The organism is Paucilactobacillus kaifaensis (assembly GCF_005405145.1).
GTDB classification, from domain to species: Bacteria; Bacillota; Bacilli; order Lactobacillales; family Lactobacillaceae; genus Paucilactobacillus; species Paucilactobacillus kaifaensis.
This window is the reverse complement of sequence record NZ_BJDM01000002.1, coordinates 23,047-43,005: the sequence shown is the minus strand read 5'-3', so window position 1 is coordinate 43,005 and position 19,959 is coordinate 23,047. Positions and strand designations below refer to the sequence as shown.

The 19,959-nt window shown below is 38.6% G+C and carries 16 protein-coding genes and 1 pseudogene; 15 read left to right on the top strand and 2 right to left on the bottom strand.

Features of this window, described 5'->3' with window-relative positions; translation table 11 throughout:
* Positions 1 to 27: 27 nt before the first annotated feature.
* Entirely contained in the window at positions 28 to 1,947 is a 1,920-nt protein-coding gene (locus FFM51_RS01740) for an ABC-F family ATP-binding cassette domain-containing protein (protein ID WP_137596948.1), read from the bottom strand.
* 160 nt (positions 1,948 to 2,107) lie between these two features.
* Here FFM51_RS01740 and FFM51_RS01735 point away from each other — a divergent pair, with 160 nt between their 5' ends.
* The 4 genes from FFM51_RS01735 (at position 2,108) to FFM51_RS01720 (ending at position 7,225) form a co-directional block, all read left to right on the top strand.
* The gene (locus tag FFM51_RS01735; RefSeq protein ID WP_137596947.1) at positions 2,108 to 2,755 is read left to right on the top strand and encodes a redox-sensing transcriptional repressor Rex; all 648 of its coding nucleotides are present in this window, start codon (positions 2,108 to 2,110) and stop codon (positions 2,753 to 2,755) included.
* Between the two features lie 213 nt (positions 2,756 to 2,968).
* Complete coding sequence (gene groES / locus FFM51_RS01730) at positions 2,969 to 3,253, top strand: co-chaperone GroES (protein ID WP_137596946.1); 285 nt, start codon at positions 2,969 to 2,971, stop codon at positions 3,251 to 3,253.
* A gap of 57 nt (positions 3,254 to 3,310) precedes the next feature.
* Positions 3,311 to 4,936: a chaperonin GroEL gene (gene groL / locus FFM51_RS01725; protein ID WP_137596945.1), complete on the top strand. Its 1,626-nt coding sequence runs from the start codon at positions 3,311 to 3,313 to the stop codon at positions 4,934 to 4,936.
* Positions 4,937 to 5,386: 450 nt separating this feature from the next.
* Positions 5,387 to 7,225 carry an APC family permease gene (locus FFM51_RS01720; RefSeq protein WP_137596944.1) on the top strand — a complete coding sequence of 613 codons (1,839 nt, stop codon included), beginning with the start codon at positions 5,387 to 5,389 and terminating at the stop codon, positions 7,223 to 7,225.
* Between the two features lie 58 nt (positions 7,226 to 7,283).
* Here the strand turns inward: FFM51_RS01720 and FFM51_RS01715 are convergent, their stop codons facing one another.
* Positions 7,284 to 7,916 carry a YigZ family protein gene (locus FFM51_RS01715; protein WP_137596943.1) on the bottom strand — a complete coding sequence of 211 codons (633 nt, stop codon included), beginning with the start codon at positions 7,914 to 7,916 and terminating at the stop codon, positions 7,284 to 7,286.
* Between the two features lie 75 nt (positions 7,917 to 7,991).
* Between FFM51_RS01715 and FFM51_RS01710 the strand changes: the two genes are divergently transcribed.
* From FFM51_RS01710 to pstA, 11 genes and pseudogenes are all read left to right on the top strand, one after another.
* Positions 7,992 to 9,314 carry an ATP-dependent helicase ComFA gene (locus FFM51_RS01710; RefSeq protein WP_137596942.1) on the top strand — a complete coding sequence of 441 codons (1,323 nt, stop codon included), beginning with the start codon at positions 7,992 to 7,994 and terminating at the stop codon, positions 9,312 to 9,314.
* A pseudogene (locus tag FFM51_RS08980) lies at positions 9,311 to 9,490 on the top strand (ComF family protein); the annotation flags it as partial. The gene FFM51_RS01710 and the pseudogene FFM51_RS08980, both read left to right, overlap by 4 nt.
* Positions 9,491 to 9,526: 36 nt before the next feature.
* Positions 9,527 to 9,997: a ComF family protein gene (locus FFM51_RS01705; RefSeq protein ID WP_223875876.1), complete on the top strand. Its 471-nt coding sequence runs from the start codon at positions 9,527 to 9,529 to the stop codon at positions 9,995 to 9,997.
* Positions 9,998 to 10,127: 130 nt separating this feature from the next.
* Positions 10,128 to 10,682 (top strand): ribosome hibernation-promoting factor, HPF/YfiA family, encoded by a 555-nt coding sequence (gene hpf, locus FFM51_RS01700; RefSeq protein WP_137596941.1) that lies wholly within the window; start codon positions 10,128 to 10,130, stop codon positions 10,680 to 10,682.
* A 588-nt stretch (positions 10,683 to 11,270) separates the two neighbouring features.
* Positions 11,271 to 13,634, top strand: coding sequence for a preprotein translocase subunit SecA (gene secA / locus FFM51_RS01695; RefSeq protein ID WP_137596940.1), 2,364 nt, complete (start codon positions 11,271 to 11,273; stop codon positions 13,632 to 13,634).
* A 75-nt stretch (positions 13,635 to 13,709) separates the two neighbouring features.
* Positions 13,710 to 14,826, top strand: a protein-coding gene (gene prfB / locus FFM51_RS01690) for a peptide chain release factor 2 (protein ID WP_179950447.1) whose coding sequence is annotated in 2 segments (ribosomal slippage) — positions 13,710 to 13,781 and positions 13,783 to 14,826 — 1,116 coding nt in all. Because the reading frame shifts where the segments join, the coding sequence is not laid out codon by codon here.
* A gap of 43 nt (positions 14,827 to 14,869) precedes the next feature.
* The gene (locus tag FFM51_RS01685) at positions 14,870 to 15,574 is read left to right on the top strand and encodes a response regulator transcription factor (RefSeq protein WP_137596938.1); all 705 of its coding nucleotides are present in this window, start codon (positions 14,870 to 14,872) and stop codon (positions 15,572 to 15,574) included.
* Complete coding sequence (locus tag FFM51_RS01680) at positions 15,571 to 16,917, top strand: sensor histidine kinase (RefSeq protein WP_137596937.1); 1,347 nt, start codon at positions 15,571 to 15,573, stop codon at positions 16,915 to 16,917. Before FFM51_RS01685 ends, FFM51_RS01680 begins: the two co-directional genes overlap by 4 nt.
* 344 nt (positions 16,918 to 17,261) lie before the next feature.
* The gene (locus FFM51_RS01675; protein ID WP_137596936.1) at positions 17,262 to 18,107 is read left to right on the top strand and encodes a phosphate ABC transporter substrate-binding protein PstS family protein; all 846 of its coding nucleotides are present in this window, start codon (positions 17,262 to 17,264) and stop codon (positions 18,105 to 18,107) included.
* A 34-nt stretch (positions 18,108 to 18,141) separates the two neighbouring features.
* Positions 18,142 to 19,062: a phosphate ABC transporter permease subunit PstC gene (pstC, locus tag FFM51_RS01670; protein WP_137596935.1), complete on the top strand. Its 921-nt coding sequence runs from the start codon at positions 18,142 to 18,144 to the stop codon at positions 19,060 to 19,062.
* Positions 19,059 to 19,943, top strand: coding sequence for a phosphate ABC transporter permease PstA (gene pstA, locus FFM51_RS01665; RefSeq protein WP_137596934.1), 885 nt, complete (start codon positions 19,059 to 19,061; stop codon positions 19,941 to 19,943). The genes pstC and pstA overlap by 4 nt, the downstream gene beginning before the upstream one ends.
* Positions 19,944 to 19,959: the final 16 nt, after the last annotated feature.

Sequence of the window (19,959 nt, the reverse complement as noted above, 5' to 3'; positions counted from 1 at the left end):
GGTTCGCTCCCTTTTTTGAATTGGCGCTTAATTTTGTTCTAAGTTCTCTGCTGCTTTGGTCCATTCATCCTCTGCAACTTGGATTTTGTCGGTAATTGTAGTTAATTGTTTTTGCAAATCAGCCAGTTTAACTGCATCTGAAAAAATACTAGGATCGGCCATTTTTGTTTCGACCGTTTGTTTATCTTTTTCAAGTTGCGTTAATTCATCCTCATACTTAGTTACTTGCCGTTCTAGTTTACGCTGTTCTTTTTGCTTTTCTTTACTAAGTTGATATTCAGCTTGCTTTGAAGCGTTGGTAGAATGTGGGGCTTCACCAGTGGCTGTTGTCGTTACTGATTTCTCTAACTCGACAAGATAATCATCATAGTTACCAACATAGTGGGTTATACCAGTTGGATGCAATGCTAAGATATCAGTTGCAACTTGATTAATAAAATAACGGTCATGAGAAACAAATAAAACGGTGCCATCAAATTCGTTAATAGCTTGTTCTAGCACTTCACGACTATCAATATCTAAGTGATTCGTAGGTTCATCCAAAATGAGAAAATTAGCGTGTTCAAATGTTAGTTTAGTTAATTGGAGTCGCGCTTTTTCGCCACCACTTAGTTCATGAACCGGTTTGAATACATCATCGCCGACAAATAAAAAGCTTCCTAGTAAAGAGCGAATGTCTTGTTCATTAACGGTGGGGTGATCATCCCATATTTCGGCCAGTACAGTTTTATTGGGATGCAGTACTTGCTGTTCTTGATCGTAGTAGCCAATCTGAACATTAGCACCCAATTTAACTTTACCGTCCAGTAGTTCAGTTTTAGCTAGAATGGATTTTAACAAGGTTGATTTACCAATTCCATTTGGACCAATAATGGCCACACGCTGATGGTTGCGAATTTCAAAATTAATTGGTGCTGCTAAAACCTGATTAGCATAGCCAATTTTAACGTCGTTGACTTGCAACACAATATTGCCGCTTTGGTGATCCGACTTTAACGCAAAGTGGATTGATGAGTCATCAGTTGTGGGCTGCTCTAAACGTTCCATTTTATCTAGCTGTTTTCGCCGTGCTTGAGCACGCTTAGTGGTTGAGGCGCGAACAATGTTTCGATTAACAAAATCCTCAAGTTTATTAATTTGGGTTTGCTGTTGTTCAAATTGTTTCCATTTAGTTTTAAGATTGGCAGCTTTAACGTTCATGAATTGAGAATAATTGCCGGTGTAATGGGTTAGTTCATGTTGGTCTAAATCGTAAACCTCTGTCACCACATGGTCCAAAAAATAACGGTCATGAGAAACCACTAATAAAGCACCTGAATAACTTTTAAGATAGTTTTCTAACCATGTCAAAATATTCATGTCCAAGTGGTTTGTGGGTTCATCTAAAATCAAAATATCAGGAGCTTGCAGTAACAACTTAGCCAGTGCAATTTGTGTTTTTTGACCACCAGAAAGAGTGTTAATAGGTGTTTGGTAATCGGATTCCTCAAAATGAAATCCGTGCAGGACACTGCGAATTTGCGCTTCATAAGTGAACCCACCATTTGCACCAAAGTCATGTTGTAATTGATCGTATGTTTTTAAAGTCGTTTCATAATCTGTGTCAGTTGGTGAAAGTTCACTTATTTTTTGTTCTAGCGCATGAATCTGGGTTTCTTGCTCGTGAAGTGCAGCAAAGACGCTGTCTAATTCGCCCCAAATACTTTGCTGACTATCTAATCCTTGATCTTGTGCTAAATAACCTAATGTTGTCCCTTTTTTTAGGCTAACAGTTCCATCATCAGCAGGATTAATACCAGCGATAATTTTGAGCAGTGTTGTTTTACCAGCCCCGTTGCGACCAACCAAGGCCACGCGGCTATTCGTTTGAATTTGTAAATTGATATTGTGAAATAACGTTTCGGCGCCAAAACGACGTGCGACGTTAACAGTTTGTAATAGCAGCATTTTATTTTCCTTTAATCGATTTACTAAGATTGTAGCACAAACCAAGTCACGACTGAAAAGTGAATAATTGAAAATACTTTATTGCTGAATGTTTCACAATCTTGTTACTTATGCTAGAATACAAAGTAAAGTAAATTTCACAAACTATTAGGAGGATAAAATGGTTAATCGAAAAATCCCACGTGCAACTGCCAAACGGTTGCCGATTTATTATCGCTATTTAAATATTTTATTGGATGCCAACAAGCATCGTGTTTCATCAACTGAACTATCAGAGGCAGTTCAGGTTGATTCAGCTACGATTCGGCGGGACTTTTCATATTTTGGCGAGTTAGGTAAACGTGGTTATGGCTATGATGTTGAAGATCTTCTCAACTTTTTTAAAGAGATCTTGAATCAAGACAAGCTAACAAATGTGGCTTTAATTGGTGTTGGTAATCTTGGTCATGCCTTGTTGAACTTTAACTTTCATCAAAATAGTAATGTTCGAATCAGTGCTGCTTTTGATGTGAATGATGATTTAATCAATACAGTTCAAAGCGGAGTCCCAGTTTATTCGATGGACGAAATGAGCGAACAATTACAAGATCAACAAATTGATGTAGTTATTTTGACGATTCCGTCGCAGACGGCGCAAAAGGTTACAGATCAGTTGGTCCAAATTGGTATCCGAGGCATTTTGAATTTCACACCGTTGAGACTGTCTGTGCCAACGGAAGTACGAGTTCAAAACGTGGATCTGACAAATGAACTACAAACATTGATTTATTTTATCGATCACTATAATATTCCAGAAGATGAGCAATAGTATAAAAAGTTTGCGAACCAGATTAATGATGGCCGCAAACTTTTTTAGTGGTACAAGATATTTTAATGCTCTACTTATCTTTCCATCTTGTGAGTATTTTATAATTATAAATTCTTGCATTTAGCTCAAAAAATGATATAGTAGATTTTGTGTTTAGCACTTGAGATGTGAGAGTGCTAAAAATAAAATTTTAGAATTGATGGAGGGATAAACGTGTTAAAACCATTAGGAGATCGCGTTGTTCTACAAGCTGAGCAAGAAGAAGAAAAAACTGTTGGCGGGATTGTGTTGGCATCAAATGCCAAAGAAAAACCAACTACTGGTAAAGTAATCGCTGTGGGTGAAGGTCATACTTTGGATAACGGCGACAAGATTGCTCCTTCAGTTAAAGAAGGCGACCGGGTATTGTTTGATAAATATGCCGGCAATGAAGTTGAATATGATGGCGTTAAGTACTTAGTCGTTCACGAAAAAGATATTGTTGCAATCGTTGACTAATGATTAACGTGAATCAGTGAAAAATTAACAACTAAATTTATGAGGTGAAAAAATATTATGGCAAAGGAACTTAAATTTTCTGAAGACGCTCGCGCTCAAATGCTCAAAGGTGTCGACAAATTAGCAGATACAGTTAAGACAACAATCGGTCCTAAGGGACGTAACGTTGTGTTGGAACAATCTTATGGTTCACCAACAATTACAAATGATGGTGTTACGATTGCTAAGGCAATTGATCTTGAAGACCACTTTGAAAATATGGGTGCTAAGTTGGTTGCGGAAGTTGCTTCAAAGACCAATGATATTGCCGGTGATGGTACGACAACTGCTACTGTTTTAACACAAGCAATTGTTAACGAAGGAATGAAGAACGTTACAGCTGGTGCTAACCCAGTTGGTATCCGTCGTGGAATTGAAAAGGCTACGAAAGCTGCTGTTGATGGTTTACACAAATTATCACACGATGTTAAAACTAAAGATGATATCGCTCAGATTGCTTCAATTTCATCAGCTAATCCAGAAGTTGGTAAGCTGATTGCTGAAGCAATGGAAAAGGTTGGCAACGATGGTGTCATTACAGTTGAGGAATCACGTGGTGTTGATACAACCTTGGATGTTGTTGAAGGAATGCAATTTGATCGTGGTTACATGTCACAGTACATGGTAACTGATAATGATAAAATGGAAGCTGATCTTGACAATCCGTATATCTTAATCACAGACAAAAAGATTGGTAACATTCAAGACATCTTGCCACTACTACAATCAGTAGTTGAACAAAGTCGCTCATTATTAATCATTGCTGATGACATCACTGGTGAAGCTCTACCAACACTTGTTTTGAATAAGATGCGTGGAACATTCAACGTTGTTGCCGTTAAGGCCCCTGGTTTTGGTGATCGTCGTAAGGCGCAACTAGAAGATATTGCTATCTTAACTGGTGGTACTGTGATTACTGATGATCTTGGCTTAAACTTGAAAGACACAACTGTTGATCAATTAGGACAAGCTAATAAAGTGACAGTAACAAAAGAAAACACCACTATCGTTGAAGGTGCCGGTGCCAAGGAACAAATTAACGAACGTGTTGATTTGATTAAGGGCCAAATCGCTGAAACAACCTCTGATTTTGACAAGGAAAAATTACAAGAACGTCTTGCTAAATTAGCTGGTGGGGTAGCTGTAGTCCGTGTTGGTGCAGCTACTGAAACTGAATTAAAAGAAAAGAAATACCGTATTGAAGATGCATTGAACGCTACTCGTGCAGCCGTTGAAGAAGGCTTCGTTTCAGGTGGTGGTGTTGCATTAGTTAATGTCATTGACGCTGTTGATGCTGTTGCTGCAGAAGGCGATGAAGCAACTGGTGTTAAGATTGTTAAACGAGCACTTGAAGAACCAGTTCGTCAGATTGCAGAAAATGCCGGCTTAGAAGGTTCAGTAATTGTTGAACGTTTGAAGAATGAAAAGACTGGTATTGGTTATAATGCAGCTGATGATAAGTTTGAAGATATGATCAAAGCAGGAATTGTTGATCCTACTAAGGTGACACGTTCTGCACTGCAAAATGCTGCATCTGTTTCAGCATTACTATTAACAACAGAAGCAGTTGTTGCTGACAAGCCAGAAGATAACCCAGCCCCAGCTGCCCCAGCAGGCGGCCCTGGTATGGGCGGTATGATGTAAAAAAAGAGTGTTTTCAGCCACGTTAAGAAACCGTGGTGTAACACTAAATAGACCTCGACGTGGTTGTACTATGACCACGTCGAGGTCTATTTAGTGTTACACCCTAGGTTTCTGTGGCTGAAAACACGTTTCAACAAATAAGGCATAAACGTGGTTGGTTGAACTATGACCACGTCGGGGTCTATTTAGTATTACACCCTAGGCTTCTGTGGCTGAAAACATGTTTACTTGGTGATGAGTGTTGATGATTAAGGACTACGTGCAGCAAATAATTTGAAAGCAGAGTCAAATATCAGTTATAGTTAAGATTAGTAGATATTTATAATTAAATTGCAGCAAAATAACAATTAATTTTTTAAATATGAACTTTGTAAAACTGGATATAGTATTCGAATTTTGAATGTAGTACAATAGCTTTTGATTCACTTTAGAACTGAGGAGAGATTAATCATGTGGCGTTATTTAAAACGCGTGTTAATTGGAAAACCATTGAAGACGCTTGATGAAGGCGGACGACATCTGAGTAAGTTTAAAGCTTTAGCATTGTTGTCATCTGATGCGTTATCATCAGTGGCATATGGGCCGGAGCAAATTACGGCTGCGTTAGTAACGCTATCTGCGTTAGCATTATGGTACTCGATACCAATTGCTGGAATCGTGTTGATCTTGTTACTGGCAATTACATTGTCTTATCGCCAAATTATCCACGCCTATCCAAGTGGTGGTGGCGCGTATGAAGTGGCCAGAACAAATTGGGGCCAAGATGGTGGATTAGTTGCTGGAGGATCGTTACTTGTTGACTACATGTTGACAGTTGCTGTTTCAACGACGTCAGGAACTGAGGCAATCACTTCAGCCATTCCATCATTGTACCCATACTCCGTTGCTATTGCAGTTGTAATTGTATTCATAATCATGGCGATGAACTTAAGAGGAATGAGTGAGAGTGCCAATTTACTAACCATTCCAGTTTATTTTTTCGTGTTAATGATTACAGTGATGGTTATTTGGGGATTGTACAACATTGTTACTGGTAATATTTCATATAAGGCACCTGCTCCAATTGGTAGCGTTGTTCCTGGTATGTCTGCAGTACTATTTATTCGAGCTTTTTCGGCTGGTTCATCTTCTTTGACAGGTGTTGAAGCAATAAGCAATGCGGTGCCCAACTTTAACAAACCACGTTCGAAAAATGCAGCCAATACTTTAGCCATGATGTGTATTATATTGGCTAGCTTCTTTGCTGGAATTACATTTTTGAGTTTTTATTTGGGAATTATTCCCAATGCCCATGTAACTGTTTTGTCACAGATAGGATCGTCAATTTTTGGTGGCCATGGAGTTGGTTATTACTTGTTGCAACTATCAACAGCTATGATTCTTGCGGTTGCTGCTAATACTGGATTTTCTGCGTTTCCAATTTTAGCGTTTAACTTGGCTAAAGATAAATTTATGCCACATGCTTTTATGGATCGTGGTGATCGGTTGGGTTACTCCAACGGTATCATTGCACTAGCAGTTGGTGCGGTTGTTCTAATCTTTATTTTCCACGGGCAAACGAATCTGTTAATTCCGTTATATGCAGTCGGGGTTTTCGTACCATTTACTTTGTCACAATCAGGGATGATTATCCATTGGTTCCGTACTCGAGATGGTTGGTGGTTAGGAAAATCAATCATTAATTTGGTTGGAACCTTGATTTCGTTTAGCTTGGTTGTGTTCCTATTTTGGCAACATTTCTCAAACGTCTGGCCTTATTTAATTATTATGCCACTGTTGTTACTAATGTTTCATAAAATTCATGAACACTATCGTAAGGTGGCTGTCCAACTCAGAGTGGCCGGTAAAACACAGGTTCAGATTAAAGATTACGATGGGGCAACAGTCATTGTGTTGGTTAGCAATGTAACTCGGGTTACTGCCCAGGCAATTAATTATGCTCGTTCAATTGGAGATTATGTAATTGCCATGCATGTTTCGTTTGATGAAAATCCTGGGAAAGAACACAAAACGGCAAATGAATTTAAGGCTGAATTTCCAGATGTACGGTTTGTGGATATTCACTCTTCTTATCGTTCTATTGCGACACCAACGTTACGATTTGTAGATGTTATTGCCAAGCGAGCGGCAGCGAGAAATTATTCTACAACAGTTTTGGTACCTCAATTTGTGCCAAGACATCCATGGCAAATGGCGTTGCATAACCAAACTAGTTTGCGTTTACGAACGGTGCTAAATTCGCGTGAAAATATTATTGTGTCGACATACAATTACCATCTAAAAGAATAAATGTTGATAATAATCAAAAAAGCATTTTTTAGATTAATTTCTAAAAAATGCTTTTTTGTTAGCTGATAAATGGAATTTCGGTGTAGTGAAGCTTGCCTGGAGTGATGCTAACGTTATTTTGAAGTAAATCGATTATTTTTTTTTGGATTGTGTCAACATCTGATTGATTAACAAAAATAGTAACTTCAATATCAACACCATATTGTTCATTTGCGACAGATATGTGTTGCTGTTGTAAAAAATATAATAATTGATCGTGGCTGGCATAACTAATCTTAATGTTCAAAGTCATTTGTTGCACACGCTCAACTAAACCGACTTCGTTGAGCGCATTTGAAGTCGTATTACTGTATGCCCGAATTAAGCCACCAGCACCTAACTTAATACCGCCAAAGTATCTTGTTACAACCGCGACAACATCATGTACTTTTTGTAATTGCAGTGATTGCAAAATGGGCACTCCCGCAGTACCACTTGGCTCGCCATCATCGCTTTCTCGTTGAATTTCATCATGATCGCCAAGTAAGTAAGCAAAGCAATGGTGATTGGCCTTGCGTTCACGCTTGGTAATTGTATCAATGAATTCGCGAGCTTGTTTTTCATCTGAGATGCGAGTTAATGAGCAAATGAATCGTGATTTTTTGATTGTTTGTTCGTATTCAAAATCCTGTGCAATGGTTAAATATGACATTTAATTCTCCTAACTGAACTGATTTGATGATTTAGACGTTATTAAACGTATTTAAATTATGTAAGGGGGATGACAATGAACGAAGATTTTTTGTATGGACGCCGTTTACTAATTCAAGAACTACCATTAAATTATAAACCATCTGATCAAGTTGGAATCTCACCAGCAATGGAACTTAAAAAGACGATGATTAGATGTACTCGCTGTAATTATACCAGTTCAATCTCAGAAGTGGCGTTACCTCAAAATCAGTATTTTTGTCCAAAATGCATTGCGTTAGGGAGGGTATCAACGTTAACTAAATTTTATCATTTACCTGAACCAAATCAATTTCCCACTGTAGCAGATCCGTTAACGTGGCAAGGAACATTATCTCCGTTGCAGCAACAGTGTTCACTGGAAGTATGTCATTGTTTGCAGCGTCATTTTAAGCACTTACTATGGGCTGTTACTGGAGCTGGTAAAACAGAGATGTTGTTTGCCGCAATTAGTCAGGCACTTAGTCGTGGGGAACGACTTGCAATTGCATCGCCACGGGTCGATGTGTGTTTGGAACTTTATCCACGATTGCAACTTGCATTTGCTAATATTGAAATCTGTTTATTGCATGGCCGCCAGGATGAGCCCTATAGTTACCGCCAATTAACAATCTGTACCACACACCAATTATTACGATTTTATCATGCGTTTGATAATTTAATTGTTGATGAAGTTGACGCATTCCCATATGCGGAAAATCAGCAGTTGTACTTTGCCACGCAACAAGCAATTAAGCCCTCTGGTGGGTGCTTGTTTTTGACGGCAACCCCTGGGCCAAAACTATTAAGACAAGTAAAACGCAAAGAAATTGGTATTAGCTATTTACCATTACGATATCATGGTCATCTATTACCGGAGATTAAAGTTAAGTTGGCACCAACGTGGCGTAGTCAGATTAAGCAAAAAAAATTGCCAAGAACTTTAGTTCAGGCAATCAAAATACGTCTTGTACAACACCGACCATTTTTACTTTTTGTCCCTCACGTAGCTGATTTATCCTTATTTAAAATCAGTTTGTCAAAATATTTTCCAAAACAAGAGTGCGTTACGGTACATGCAGCTGATAAAAAACGGTTAGAAAAGGTGCAACTTATGCGTGATCAAAAAATATTGTTTTTAGTGACGACCTCCATTTTAGAGCGTGGAGTGACATTTCCTGATATTGACGTCTTGGTGTTAGGGGCAGACGATAATGTTTTTTCCAGTGCTGCTTTGGTTCAAATTGCGGGGAGAGCTGGAAGATCTTTGTCGCGGCCGACAGGAGATGTTTTATTTTGGCTGGGATCATATTCAGTTAATGTTCGTGCAGCAATTAAGCAAATTAAATTTGTGAATCAAAAAGGGCGTAAGTTGCAATGATACAGTGCTTATTATGCAACACAATCATCGATAATCAACTGTCTTTAGTACAAATTCTCAGTTTTAAGCCAATTGTCGAAAAAACGATCTGCGATGACTGTGCGGATCAATTTGAATACCTAAAACCTCCTTTTTGTGACGGCTGTGGCAAAAAACAAATAGTTGAAGAATTATGTTCAGATTGCCAAATGTGGCGAGATAAGAGTGGCTATTTGTTACATAATCGAAGCTTACTGGCTTATAACGAAGCAACTAAACAGTTTATGCAGCAGTATAAATTTGCTGGCGATTTTAGGTTACGACAGGTATTTTCTGATGAATTAAGACATTTAATTAATGACTTGCATGCTGATCTAATTATTCCAATTCCAGTCAATGAATATACATGGAAGACGCGTGGATTTAATCAAGTAGTTGGAATGTTAAATAACATAAATTATGAGAACCTATTAATTAGTAAAAATAATAACCAGCATAAACTTCAGTCACATAAAAAGAGGTACGAGCGATTATTTACAAAGCAACCCTTTAAGCTTGGTGATCAATCGTTAAAAAAAATTAAAGATAAAAAGATAATTTTAGTAGATGATGTGTACACGACCGGTAGGACACTGTATCACGCCGCTGACTTAGTGCAAAGTTGTCAACCAAGTGAACTCATGAGTGTAACTTTAGCTAGATAATTTTGAAATCGGTTACTGTTTCAATTGTTTATGAAGTGAAACTCAATTATAATAAAGGCAAGGATATGAGAAGAGTGGTCCTTCTGATATCAGAACAAGTATTATCTTGTACTGAAGGGAGAGAAGTTCAATGCTTAAATTCAATATTCGTGGTGAAAATATCGAGGTCACAGATGCTATTCGTGAGTACGTAACTAAACGAATTAGTAAGCTAGAAAAGTACTTCGAAAATAATCTTGAAGCACTTGCTCATGTTAATTTAAAGGTTTATTCTAACAAGAATTCAAAGGTGGAAGTAACTATTCCATTGCCTTATTTAACGTTGCGAGCAGAAGAAACTTCACAAGATATGTACGGCAGTGTGGACTTGGTAACTGATAAACTAGAGCGCCAAATCCGTAAGTACAAGACTAAGGTTAACCGCAAGTCACGAGAAAAAGGATATAAGAAACTTGAGTTTGTACCAACTGACTCCGTGGAACCAGAAGAGGAAAACGTTGAGTTAGAAGTAGTGCGAACAAAACAGGTTTCCCTGAAGCCAATGGATAATGAAGAGGCAATCCTACAAATGGATATGCTCGGGCATGACTTCTTTGTATTTGAAGATGCTGAAACAAATGGAACCAGCATTGTGTACCGCCGAAATGATGGTCGCTACGGACTGATTGAAGCAAGTGGTGATTAAAAAAAGAGTGTTTGTGACTGCGTTCAGAAGTCGTAACACAACGTAAAACCAGTATTGATCCCGAACTATGGGGTCAGTACTGGTTTTACGTTGTGTCTAGACTTTTGCAGTCACAAACACGTTTTTGCAATCAAAATAAAACGAGTAAGAAAACCAGTATTGATCCCGAACTATGGGGTCAGTACTGGTTTTACGTTGTGTCTAGATTTTTGCAGTCACAAACACGTTACTGCAATCAAAATAAAACGAGTGGAAAACCAGTATTGATCCCGAACTATGGGGTCAGTACTGGTTTTACGTTGTGTCTAGACTTTTGCAGTCATAAACACGTTTCTGCAACAAAAATGGGGACCAATATATTAAGCTGGCCATGAAATTATAAGTTGTACATATTACTTAATCAACTAAGCGGATGGAACCAAACCAATTTACTACTGAAGATATCCTATGATATTGTTTAGCAAGTTAGTTTCCATTAGGTGAAAATAATGTTAAAATGTTTACTGATATTGAAAAACTATAATTGCGGGTGCTTTAGTTACTTAGCCCGATAAAAAAAGAGAATGAAAGCGTAGAAGGGATTTTTAGATGGCAAATGTATTAAGAAAATGGATTGAAAGCGATCGGCGGGAACTACGAAGGCTAGATAAGTTAGCTGATAGAGTTGAAGATTATGCCGATGAGTACGCTGCATACTCTGATGAGCAGTTACAAGCCAAAACACCAGAATTCAGGAAACGTTATCAAGAAGGTGAAACACTCGATGATTTATTGCCAGAAGCGTTTGCTGTCTCTCGTGAGGGCGCAAAACGAGTCTTAGGACTATATCCATTTCATGTTCAAATTATGGGTGGAATTGTGCTTCATGAAGGTAACATTGCTGAAATGCGTACTGGTGAAGGAAAAACTTTAACGGCCACAATGCCTATCTATTTGAATGCCATCAGTGGTAAGGGTGCGCATGTTATTACAGTTAATGAGTATCTGTCAGCTCGTGATGCGACTGAAATGGGGGAACTCTATAACTGGCTCGGATGTAGTGTTGGAATTAATGGTGCCGAAAAGTCGCCTGATGAAAAGCGAACTGCGTATGCTGCTGACATCACGTATTCAACCAACAGTGAAATTGGGTTTGATTATTTACGTGACAACATGGCCGTTTATAAGGAAGACCAGGTTCAACGAACATTAAATTTTGCGATTATTGATGAAGTTGATTCAATTTTAATTGATGAAGCTCGAACACCACTGATTATCTCTGGTCCAGGGACTGGAACAACTAAATTGTATGAACGGACGGATCGGTTCGTTAAAACTCTGACAGAAGAAGACGATTTTAAGATTGACTTAGAATCAAAGACAGTTTCACTAACCAATCAAGGAATTGAAAAGGCTGAAAAGTATTTTAATTTAGACAATTTATATGACACTGAGAATACGGCACTGACTCATCACATGGACCAGGCGCTACGGGCTAATTACATTATGTTGGCTGATAAAGACTACGTGGTTCAAGATGGTGAAGTCATGATTGTGGATTCGTTTACTGGTCGAATTATGGAAGGTCGCCGTTTCTCAGATGGACTTCATCAAGCTATTGAAGCAAAAGAACATGTTGAAATCCAAGAAGAAAATAAAACGATGGCTAACATTACCTATCAAAACTTATTTCGGATGTACGCTAAGTTATCTGGTATGACTGGTACTGCTAAAACTGAACAAGAAGAATTTCGTGAAATATACAATATGGAAACCATCACAATTCCGACTAATCGACCAATTGCTAGAATTGATGAGCCAGATTTACTATATCCAACGTTAAAAAGTAAATTTGATGCGGTAGTGAATAGAATTAGTGGGTTTCATGAAAAAGGGCAACCTGTTCTGGTCGGAACCGTTGCGGTTGAGACGTCGGAATATCTATCTCATGTGCTTGATCAACGGAAAATTCCACATGTTGTTTTGAACGCTAAAAACCATGCTCGTGAAGCTGAAATTGTTAAAAATGCAGGGCAAAAAGGTGCTGTGACAATTGCGACTAACATGGCTGGTCGTGGAACCGATATTAAACTTGGACCAGGTGTGGTTGAAGCCGGTGGTTTAGCTGTGATTGGTACTGAGCGACATGAATCTCGCCGAATTGATAATCAGCTGCGGGGACGCTCTGGTCGCCAAGGTGATCCTGGTATTTCACAATTTTATCTATCACTCGAAGATGACCTGATGCGTCGCTTCGGTGGTGACCGCATTAAAGCATTCTTGAGTCGCATGAAGGTTGACGATGAGGATGCTGTTATCAAGAGTCGCTTGCTATCACGGCAAGTTGAGTCAGCTCAAAAGCGTGTTGAAGGTAATAACTACGATTCTCGTAAGAACGTTCTTCAATATGACGATGTTATGCGTGAACAACGTGAGATTATTTATAAGGAACGACAACAAGTTATTACTGAAACTGAATCTCTTAAAGATGTGATTATGCCAATGGTTGAACGAACAATTAAACGTTCAATTGATATGCACACATTGGGAACCCAACCTGAATGGGAATTACAAGAGATTATTGATTTTGCAGGAACAGTGCTCGTCCATCCGGATGCAATTACGGTCAATGATTTAAAAGGTCTTTCACGTGAAGATATGCTGAACAAATTGATGGGCATGGCTACTAACGTATATGCGGATAAACAAAAGCAATTATATGAACCATCTCAAATGTTAGAGTTTGAGAAGGTTGTCATATTGCGAGTTGTTGACGCTCACTGGACTGACCATATTGATGCTATGGATCAGTTTAGACAATCTGTTGGGCTACGTGGATATGGTCAGCTAAATCCGCTAGTTGAATACCAAACAGCAGGTTTCCATATGTTTGAGGAAATGATTGCTAATATCGAGTACGAAACAACGAGATTATTTATGAAGTCAGAAATTAGACAAAACGTAACTCGTTAAATGGAAAGGAGCCTAGGACAATTTGGTTGCCCTGGGCTTCTTTTTCGTTAATAATAAAGTTAACGGAGGAATAATATGGAATTAAGTGAAGCAAAAAAGACAATAGAAGATATGCAACAAGAGATTGCAACCTTCGGGAGGTCTCTTTGACCTAGATGCGCTTAATGAGCGAATTGCTGAGGATGAAGCACAAATGGGACAATCAGATTTTTGGAATGATGGCCAAAAAGCACAGCAAGTAATAGAACAAACAAACCAATTAAAGGATAAGCGGGATAACTTTTTACGATTACAAGACGGAGTTGAAAATCTGCAGGTGACGCTTAGTTTGTTGCAAGAAGAATCTGATCCTGAAATGCAATCAGAGTTTGATCAAGAATTAGTCGATATGACTAAGTTGCTGGAACAGTATCGCTTAGAACAATTATTGGATGAACCATACGATCAAAATAATGCAATTGTCGAAATCCATCCTGGAGCTGGTGGAACTGAATCTCAGGATTGGGGAGCAATGTTGTTAAGAATGTATACCAGGTGGGCTGGACAACATAATTTTCAAATTGAAACCGCTGATTATGAAGTTGGTGATGAGGCTGGTATTAAAAGCGTAACTTTGTTAATAAATGGTCATAATGCCTATGGCTATTTGAGGTCGGAAAAGGGTGTGCATCGGTTAGTCCGAATTTCACCATTTGATGCTGCTGGGCGTCGGCACACATCGTTTGCTTCAGTTGATGTCATGCCAGAACTAGATGACAATACAGATATTGAGGTCAACACTGATGATTTGCGCGTCGACGTATTTCGTTCAAGTGGTGCAGGTGGACAACATATTAATAAAACATCTTCTGCTGTCAGGATTACACATTTACCAACAGGAATCGTGGTGTCTTCTCAGGCGCAAAGGTCGCAGTTACAAAACCGTCAGACAGCAATGAATATGTTAAAATCAAAATTATTTCAGTTGGAAGAGCAGCGTAAGGCCGAAAAACGTGCACAAATTCAAGGTGAACAAATGGACATTGGGTGGGGTTCGCAAATTAGGTCATATGTTTTTCATCCATATACACTTGTAAAAGACCATCGTACTAATTTTGAAACGCATGATGGCAACGCGGTAATGGACGGTAATCTAGATCCGTTTATTGATGCGTACTTGCAGTGGAAGTTGAGTCAAAAAAATCCAGTGTAGTTTATTTCTGTGATATGAGCATTGCTAATAGGGGTGTCTGCGGATGAATAAGATTTTAGTTGTAGATGATGAGCCGGCAATTGTTACTTTACTGACTCATAATTTAGGGCAACAAGGATTTGAAACATTAACGGCAAGTGATGGAAAAACGGCTATTCAAACGGCACAAACAAATATACTTGATTGTATTTTGCTGGATTTAATGTTGCCTGATATGGATGGATTAGTCGTGATTAAACAATTGCGTCAACTTCAAAATGATGTACCTGTCATTATTATTACCGCAAAGTCACAAGAAGTTGATCGAATTATCGGACTTGAGTTGGGTGCAGATGACTATATTAGCAAGCCATTTAGTCCGCGAGAAGTAGTTGCTCGCATTAACGCAGTTTTACGACGAAACGCTAAACATCAAGTGGAAAATGCAAGTCACAACCAGAATGTATTAACTTTATCATCACTAGCAGTGGATTTGAAACGGCATCTGGTGACTGTTCATGATCAAGAATTACATCTGACCCCCAAAGAATTTGAATTGTTAGTTTACTTTATCGAAAATAAGACTCAAGTATTGAGTCGGCAACAGTTATTGCAACATGTTTGGAATGTTGATTATGGCTTAGAGAGTCGAATGGTTGATATTCAGGTCAGTCATTTGAGAGATAAATTACGTGAACATGCGCCAGAACAAAGCTGGATAAAAACAGTTCGTGGTTTTGGCTATCAGTTTGGATTGGAGTCTAAATGAAAAAGCAAATTATACTTTTTTTTGTCATCAACTTGGTCTTATTTGAACTCGTTAGTTTCTTGTTGCCATTTGAGACTGGGCCTAAAATGGTTAGCATGTTTGTATTGGCATTGATTACTACTGTTATTTTTGGAATGTTTATGCGCTGGCTTGTTCGTAAGACAAATTTAGTATCTGAAAAAGTGCAACAAATTACTGATGAGCAAGATGAAGTTCACTTGCTAGTTTCACCACAGGATCCGTTATTTGATCTGGTGCAGGAAATCAATCGGTTGCAGTCACACATTAGACATCAGACACACCAAAATTTACGGCAGGAAAACGAACTGGAAACGTTAATTAAAAACCTACCAGTCGGTGTACTCGTGATTGATCGTTTTGGTCAAATTCAAATTGCAAATACCGCTGTACAGAAATTATTACAACGTAATTTGAGTAAACTACCTCACTCGTATTTAGAAGATATTGTGCAGCCAGACCTACTAATGATGGTCAACCAGGCGATGCAACAACAAAAGAGTCAACAAAAATTAGTTACTTTTCCAATGGGACAAACTAAAAAAAATATTCGAGTCCAAGTATTGCATAGTGAAATTCGACCGCGGCATTTCCAAGTGTTAGTGTTGCTTACAGATGTAAGTGATTTAGTGGCGATGACCAAAATGCAAGCAGATTTTGTGGCTAATGCTAGTCATGAGTTGAAAACACCAATAACTGCAATCAATGGTTTTAGCGAAACTTTGTTAGACCAGGATTTGGATATGCAGACGCAACATCAATTTTTAACGATCATCAAGCAGGAATCAAATAAATTAGTCAAATTGATCGATGATGTGTTGTCATTATCGCGGTTACGTAATGGTCAACAAGATAACCTGGAACTAGAATCTGTTCATCCAGCTGAGCTTGTAGATCAACAAATTAATAATTTACAAGCGTTAGCTAAATTAGATCAAGTTGAGTTACAAAATAACATTAACAACGAGCTGGTTGTTGTTAGTGATCAAAATCGACTAAGTGCAATTTTGTACAACTTAATCGCCAATGCAATTAAGTACACCCAAAAGAGCGGCAGTGTAGTTATTGATGCTAACCAAGATGGAAATCGGTGGTCATTGAGCATAACAGATAACGGAATTGGGATTCCAATTGAGGAACAAAGCAGGATATTTGAACGTTTTTATCGTGGTAAAAATGGTATAACGCGTTCTGGTACTGGACTTGGGCTTGCCATCGTAGCAGAACAAGTCCATCAATTAAGTGGGCAAGTATCTGTCGATAGCAAGACAGGTTTTGGGACTACCATGAAAGTCGAATTTGATACAACCAGTGTCAAAAAATAAAAAATTTTATATGAATCGTTCGCTATTCGTAGCTGAGCAACAGGCACAATTATTTGTTGCCTAGCAGCTTAGTATTGCGAATATCGAATAGATTCGTTTTTTTGTTTTCACAATAATATTCGCCAAATATTAGTAGGGCTGAGCAAAATCATATTTTTTTGCCCAGCTTTTTTTGCGCATTCCAAATAATTATCAGCTTTTTTAAGTAGATATGCCTATCAAAGTAGATGTATATCAAATGCTTTTTTACACAACTTTTACATTTCGACTACGTTGGATTTACGTTCGATTGATAGACTATGAGTACAGATAGGTAGTAGTTAAGGAACAAGGGAGAAAATGCCATGAAAAAAAAGTGGATACTGGTATTATTCGCAATTGTGATCGTTTTGCTTGGATTTGCATATATTAATCGGGATCAAAATAAACAAGGGACATCTATTACGGCGGTTGGATCAACGGCATTGCAGCCATTAGTTGAAGCTGCTGGTGAAGAGTTTAGCAAAGATAATCCTGGTGTTTTTGTCAATGTTCAAGGTGGTGGCTCAGGGACTGGTCTTAGCCAAATCCAAGAAGGAGCAGTTTCAATTGGAAATTCCGATCTATTTGCCAGTGAGCAGACTGGAATTAATGAAGCTAAACTGGTTGATAATCGGGTTGCTGTGATTGGCATTACACCAATTATTAACAAGAATGCTGGAATCAGCGCTTTGACAAGTCAACAGTTAAAAGATATTTTCACTGGTAAAATCACTAATTGGCAAGACATTGGCGGTCGCAATCAGAAGATAGTAATTGTCAATCGAACTCAAGGAAGTGGGACTAGAATTACGTTTGAAAAGTGGGCGCTAGACAATGAACGTAGTATTGCATCGCAAGAGCAAGATTCGTCAGGAACGGCGCGTCAAATTGTGGCAACTACTCCAGGAGCAATTAGCTATGTTTCGTTTTCCTATGCTGATAAGTCAGTGGTTATGCCAACGTTAAATGGCGTAAAACCAACTAATAATAATGTGAAAACCAACAAGTGGAAAATTTGGTCCTATGAACATATGTACACTCAAAAAAAGTCAGATGAAGATACTGATAAGTTCATTAAATTTGTACTTTCAAAGCATGTGCAAGATAAGCTAGTACCGCAACTAGGATACATTCCAGTTACAGATATGAAAGTTGAACGCCTGGAATAAAAATGACTAATCTTTTTTACAAAGGAGAAATGACATGGATAAAATTAGAGAAAGCATTTTAACGACGTCCAGAGCCAGTAAGCTTGAACGCCGTGGTAAAATAATTAGCTTAACGTGTCTCGGTGGAATCTGTTTGGTTGTGGTTGCCATTTTTGGCTTTATTGCATATCGTGGCTTAATGACATTTACTAGCGACCATGTTTCTATCATTAAATTTTTGACAGGAACAGAGTGGAATCCGAGTGTTAGTAAAAATGGAGCACCATTAGTTGGGGCATTGCCGATGATTGCAGGGTCATTTTTAATCACAATTTTAGCAACTGTTTTGGCAATTCCGTTTGCTATTGGGACCGCACTGATGATGACTGATATTACGCCCAAAACGGGAACTAGGATTCTCCAACCAGTGCTGGAATTATTGGTAGGAATCCCTTCTGTAGTTTATGGATTTATTGGTTTAACAGTTGTCGTGCCCGCAATTAGGACTGTATTTGGCGGGAGTGGATTTGGAATCTTATCAGGGACATTTGTTTTGTTTGTGATGGTGCTACCAACGATCACTTCGATGACAGTTGATTCGTTGTCCTCAGTTCCTAAAGATTATCGGTCTGCGTCACTAGCATTAGGGGCAACCAGATGGCAGACAATCTATAAAGTTGTGCTGCGGTCCGCAACACCAGGAATTTTGACCGCAATTGTATTTGGAATGGCGCGAGCATTTGGTGAAGCATTAGCTGTTCAGATGGTGGTCGGGAATGCCACATTAATGCCATATAGTTTGGTAGCACCTGCTTCAACGCTAACCAGTGTCTTGACCACTGGTATCGGAAATACAGTGATGGGGACAGTCCAAAATGATGCATTATGGTCCTTAGCACTAATTTTACTATTAATGTCCTTAGCATTTAACTTGGCGATTCATTTAATCGCTAGACGGGGGGCGATGAAACGATGAACGCTAAAAGAAACGATAAAATAGCAACCGGATTACTCTATACCATCGCGGGAATCGTAATCTTAATTTTGGTTCTGTTGTTAGGATTCATTATTATTCGTGGATTACCCCAATTAAGTTGGTCGTTTTTAACTTCTCCTTCCAAAGCTTTTAGTTCTGGTGGTGGGATTGGCATTCAATTGTTCAATTCACTGTATTTACTCATTCTAACAATGCTAATTTCCTTGCCAATTGCACTGGGTGCAAGCATCTATTTGAATGAGTATGCTAAACCCGGCATGATCACTAATGCGGTTAGAACAATGATTGAAATTCTGAGCTCTTTGCCATCTGTAGTTGTAGGTCTTTTTGGTTTCTTGTTATTTGTAGTCCAACTTAATCTTAGTTTTTCAATTTTATCAGGGGCACTGGCGTTGACGGTGTTTAATTTACCATTGTTAACACGAAGCATTGAAGGTTCACTAAAAGCGATAAGCAATGACCAACGTAATGGTGGCTTAGCGCTGGGGATCTCAAAATGGGAGACAGTAACAAAAATTATTTTACCTGCTGCAGTGCCAAGTATCGTTTCGGGAGTTATCTTGAGCGCTGGTAGAGTGTTTGGCGAAGCTGCCGCATTAATTTACACTGCGGGACAAAGCGCACCAGCGTTAAATTTTGCTAATTGGAATCCATTTAATATTGATAGTCCGATTAACCCAATGCGACCAGCTGAAACATTGGCAGTCCATATTTGGAAAATTAATTCTGAAGGCATTATGCCAGATGCAACGGCTGTTTCGGCTGGTTCAGCAGCTGTGTTGATTATCGTGGTGCTATTATTTAATTTACTAGCACGTTGGCTTGGGCGAGCATTGTACAAGTGCCTAACAGCTGCTTAAAAGTGGAGGTAGCGTG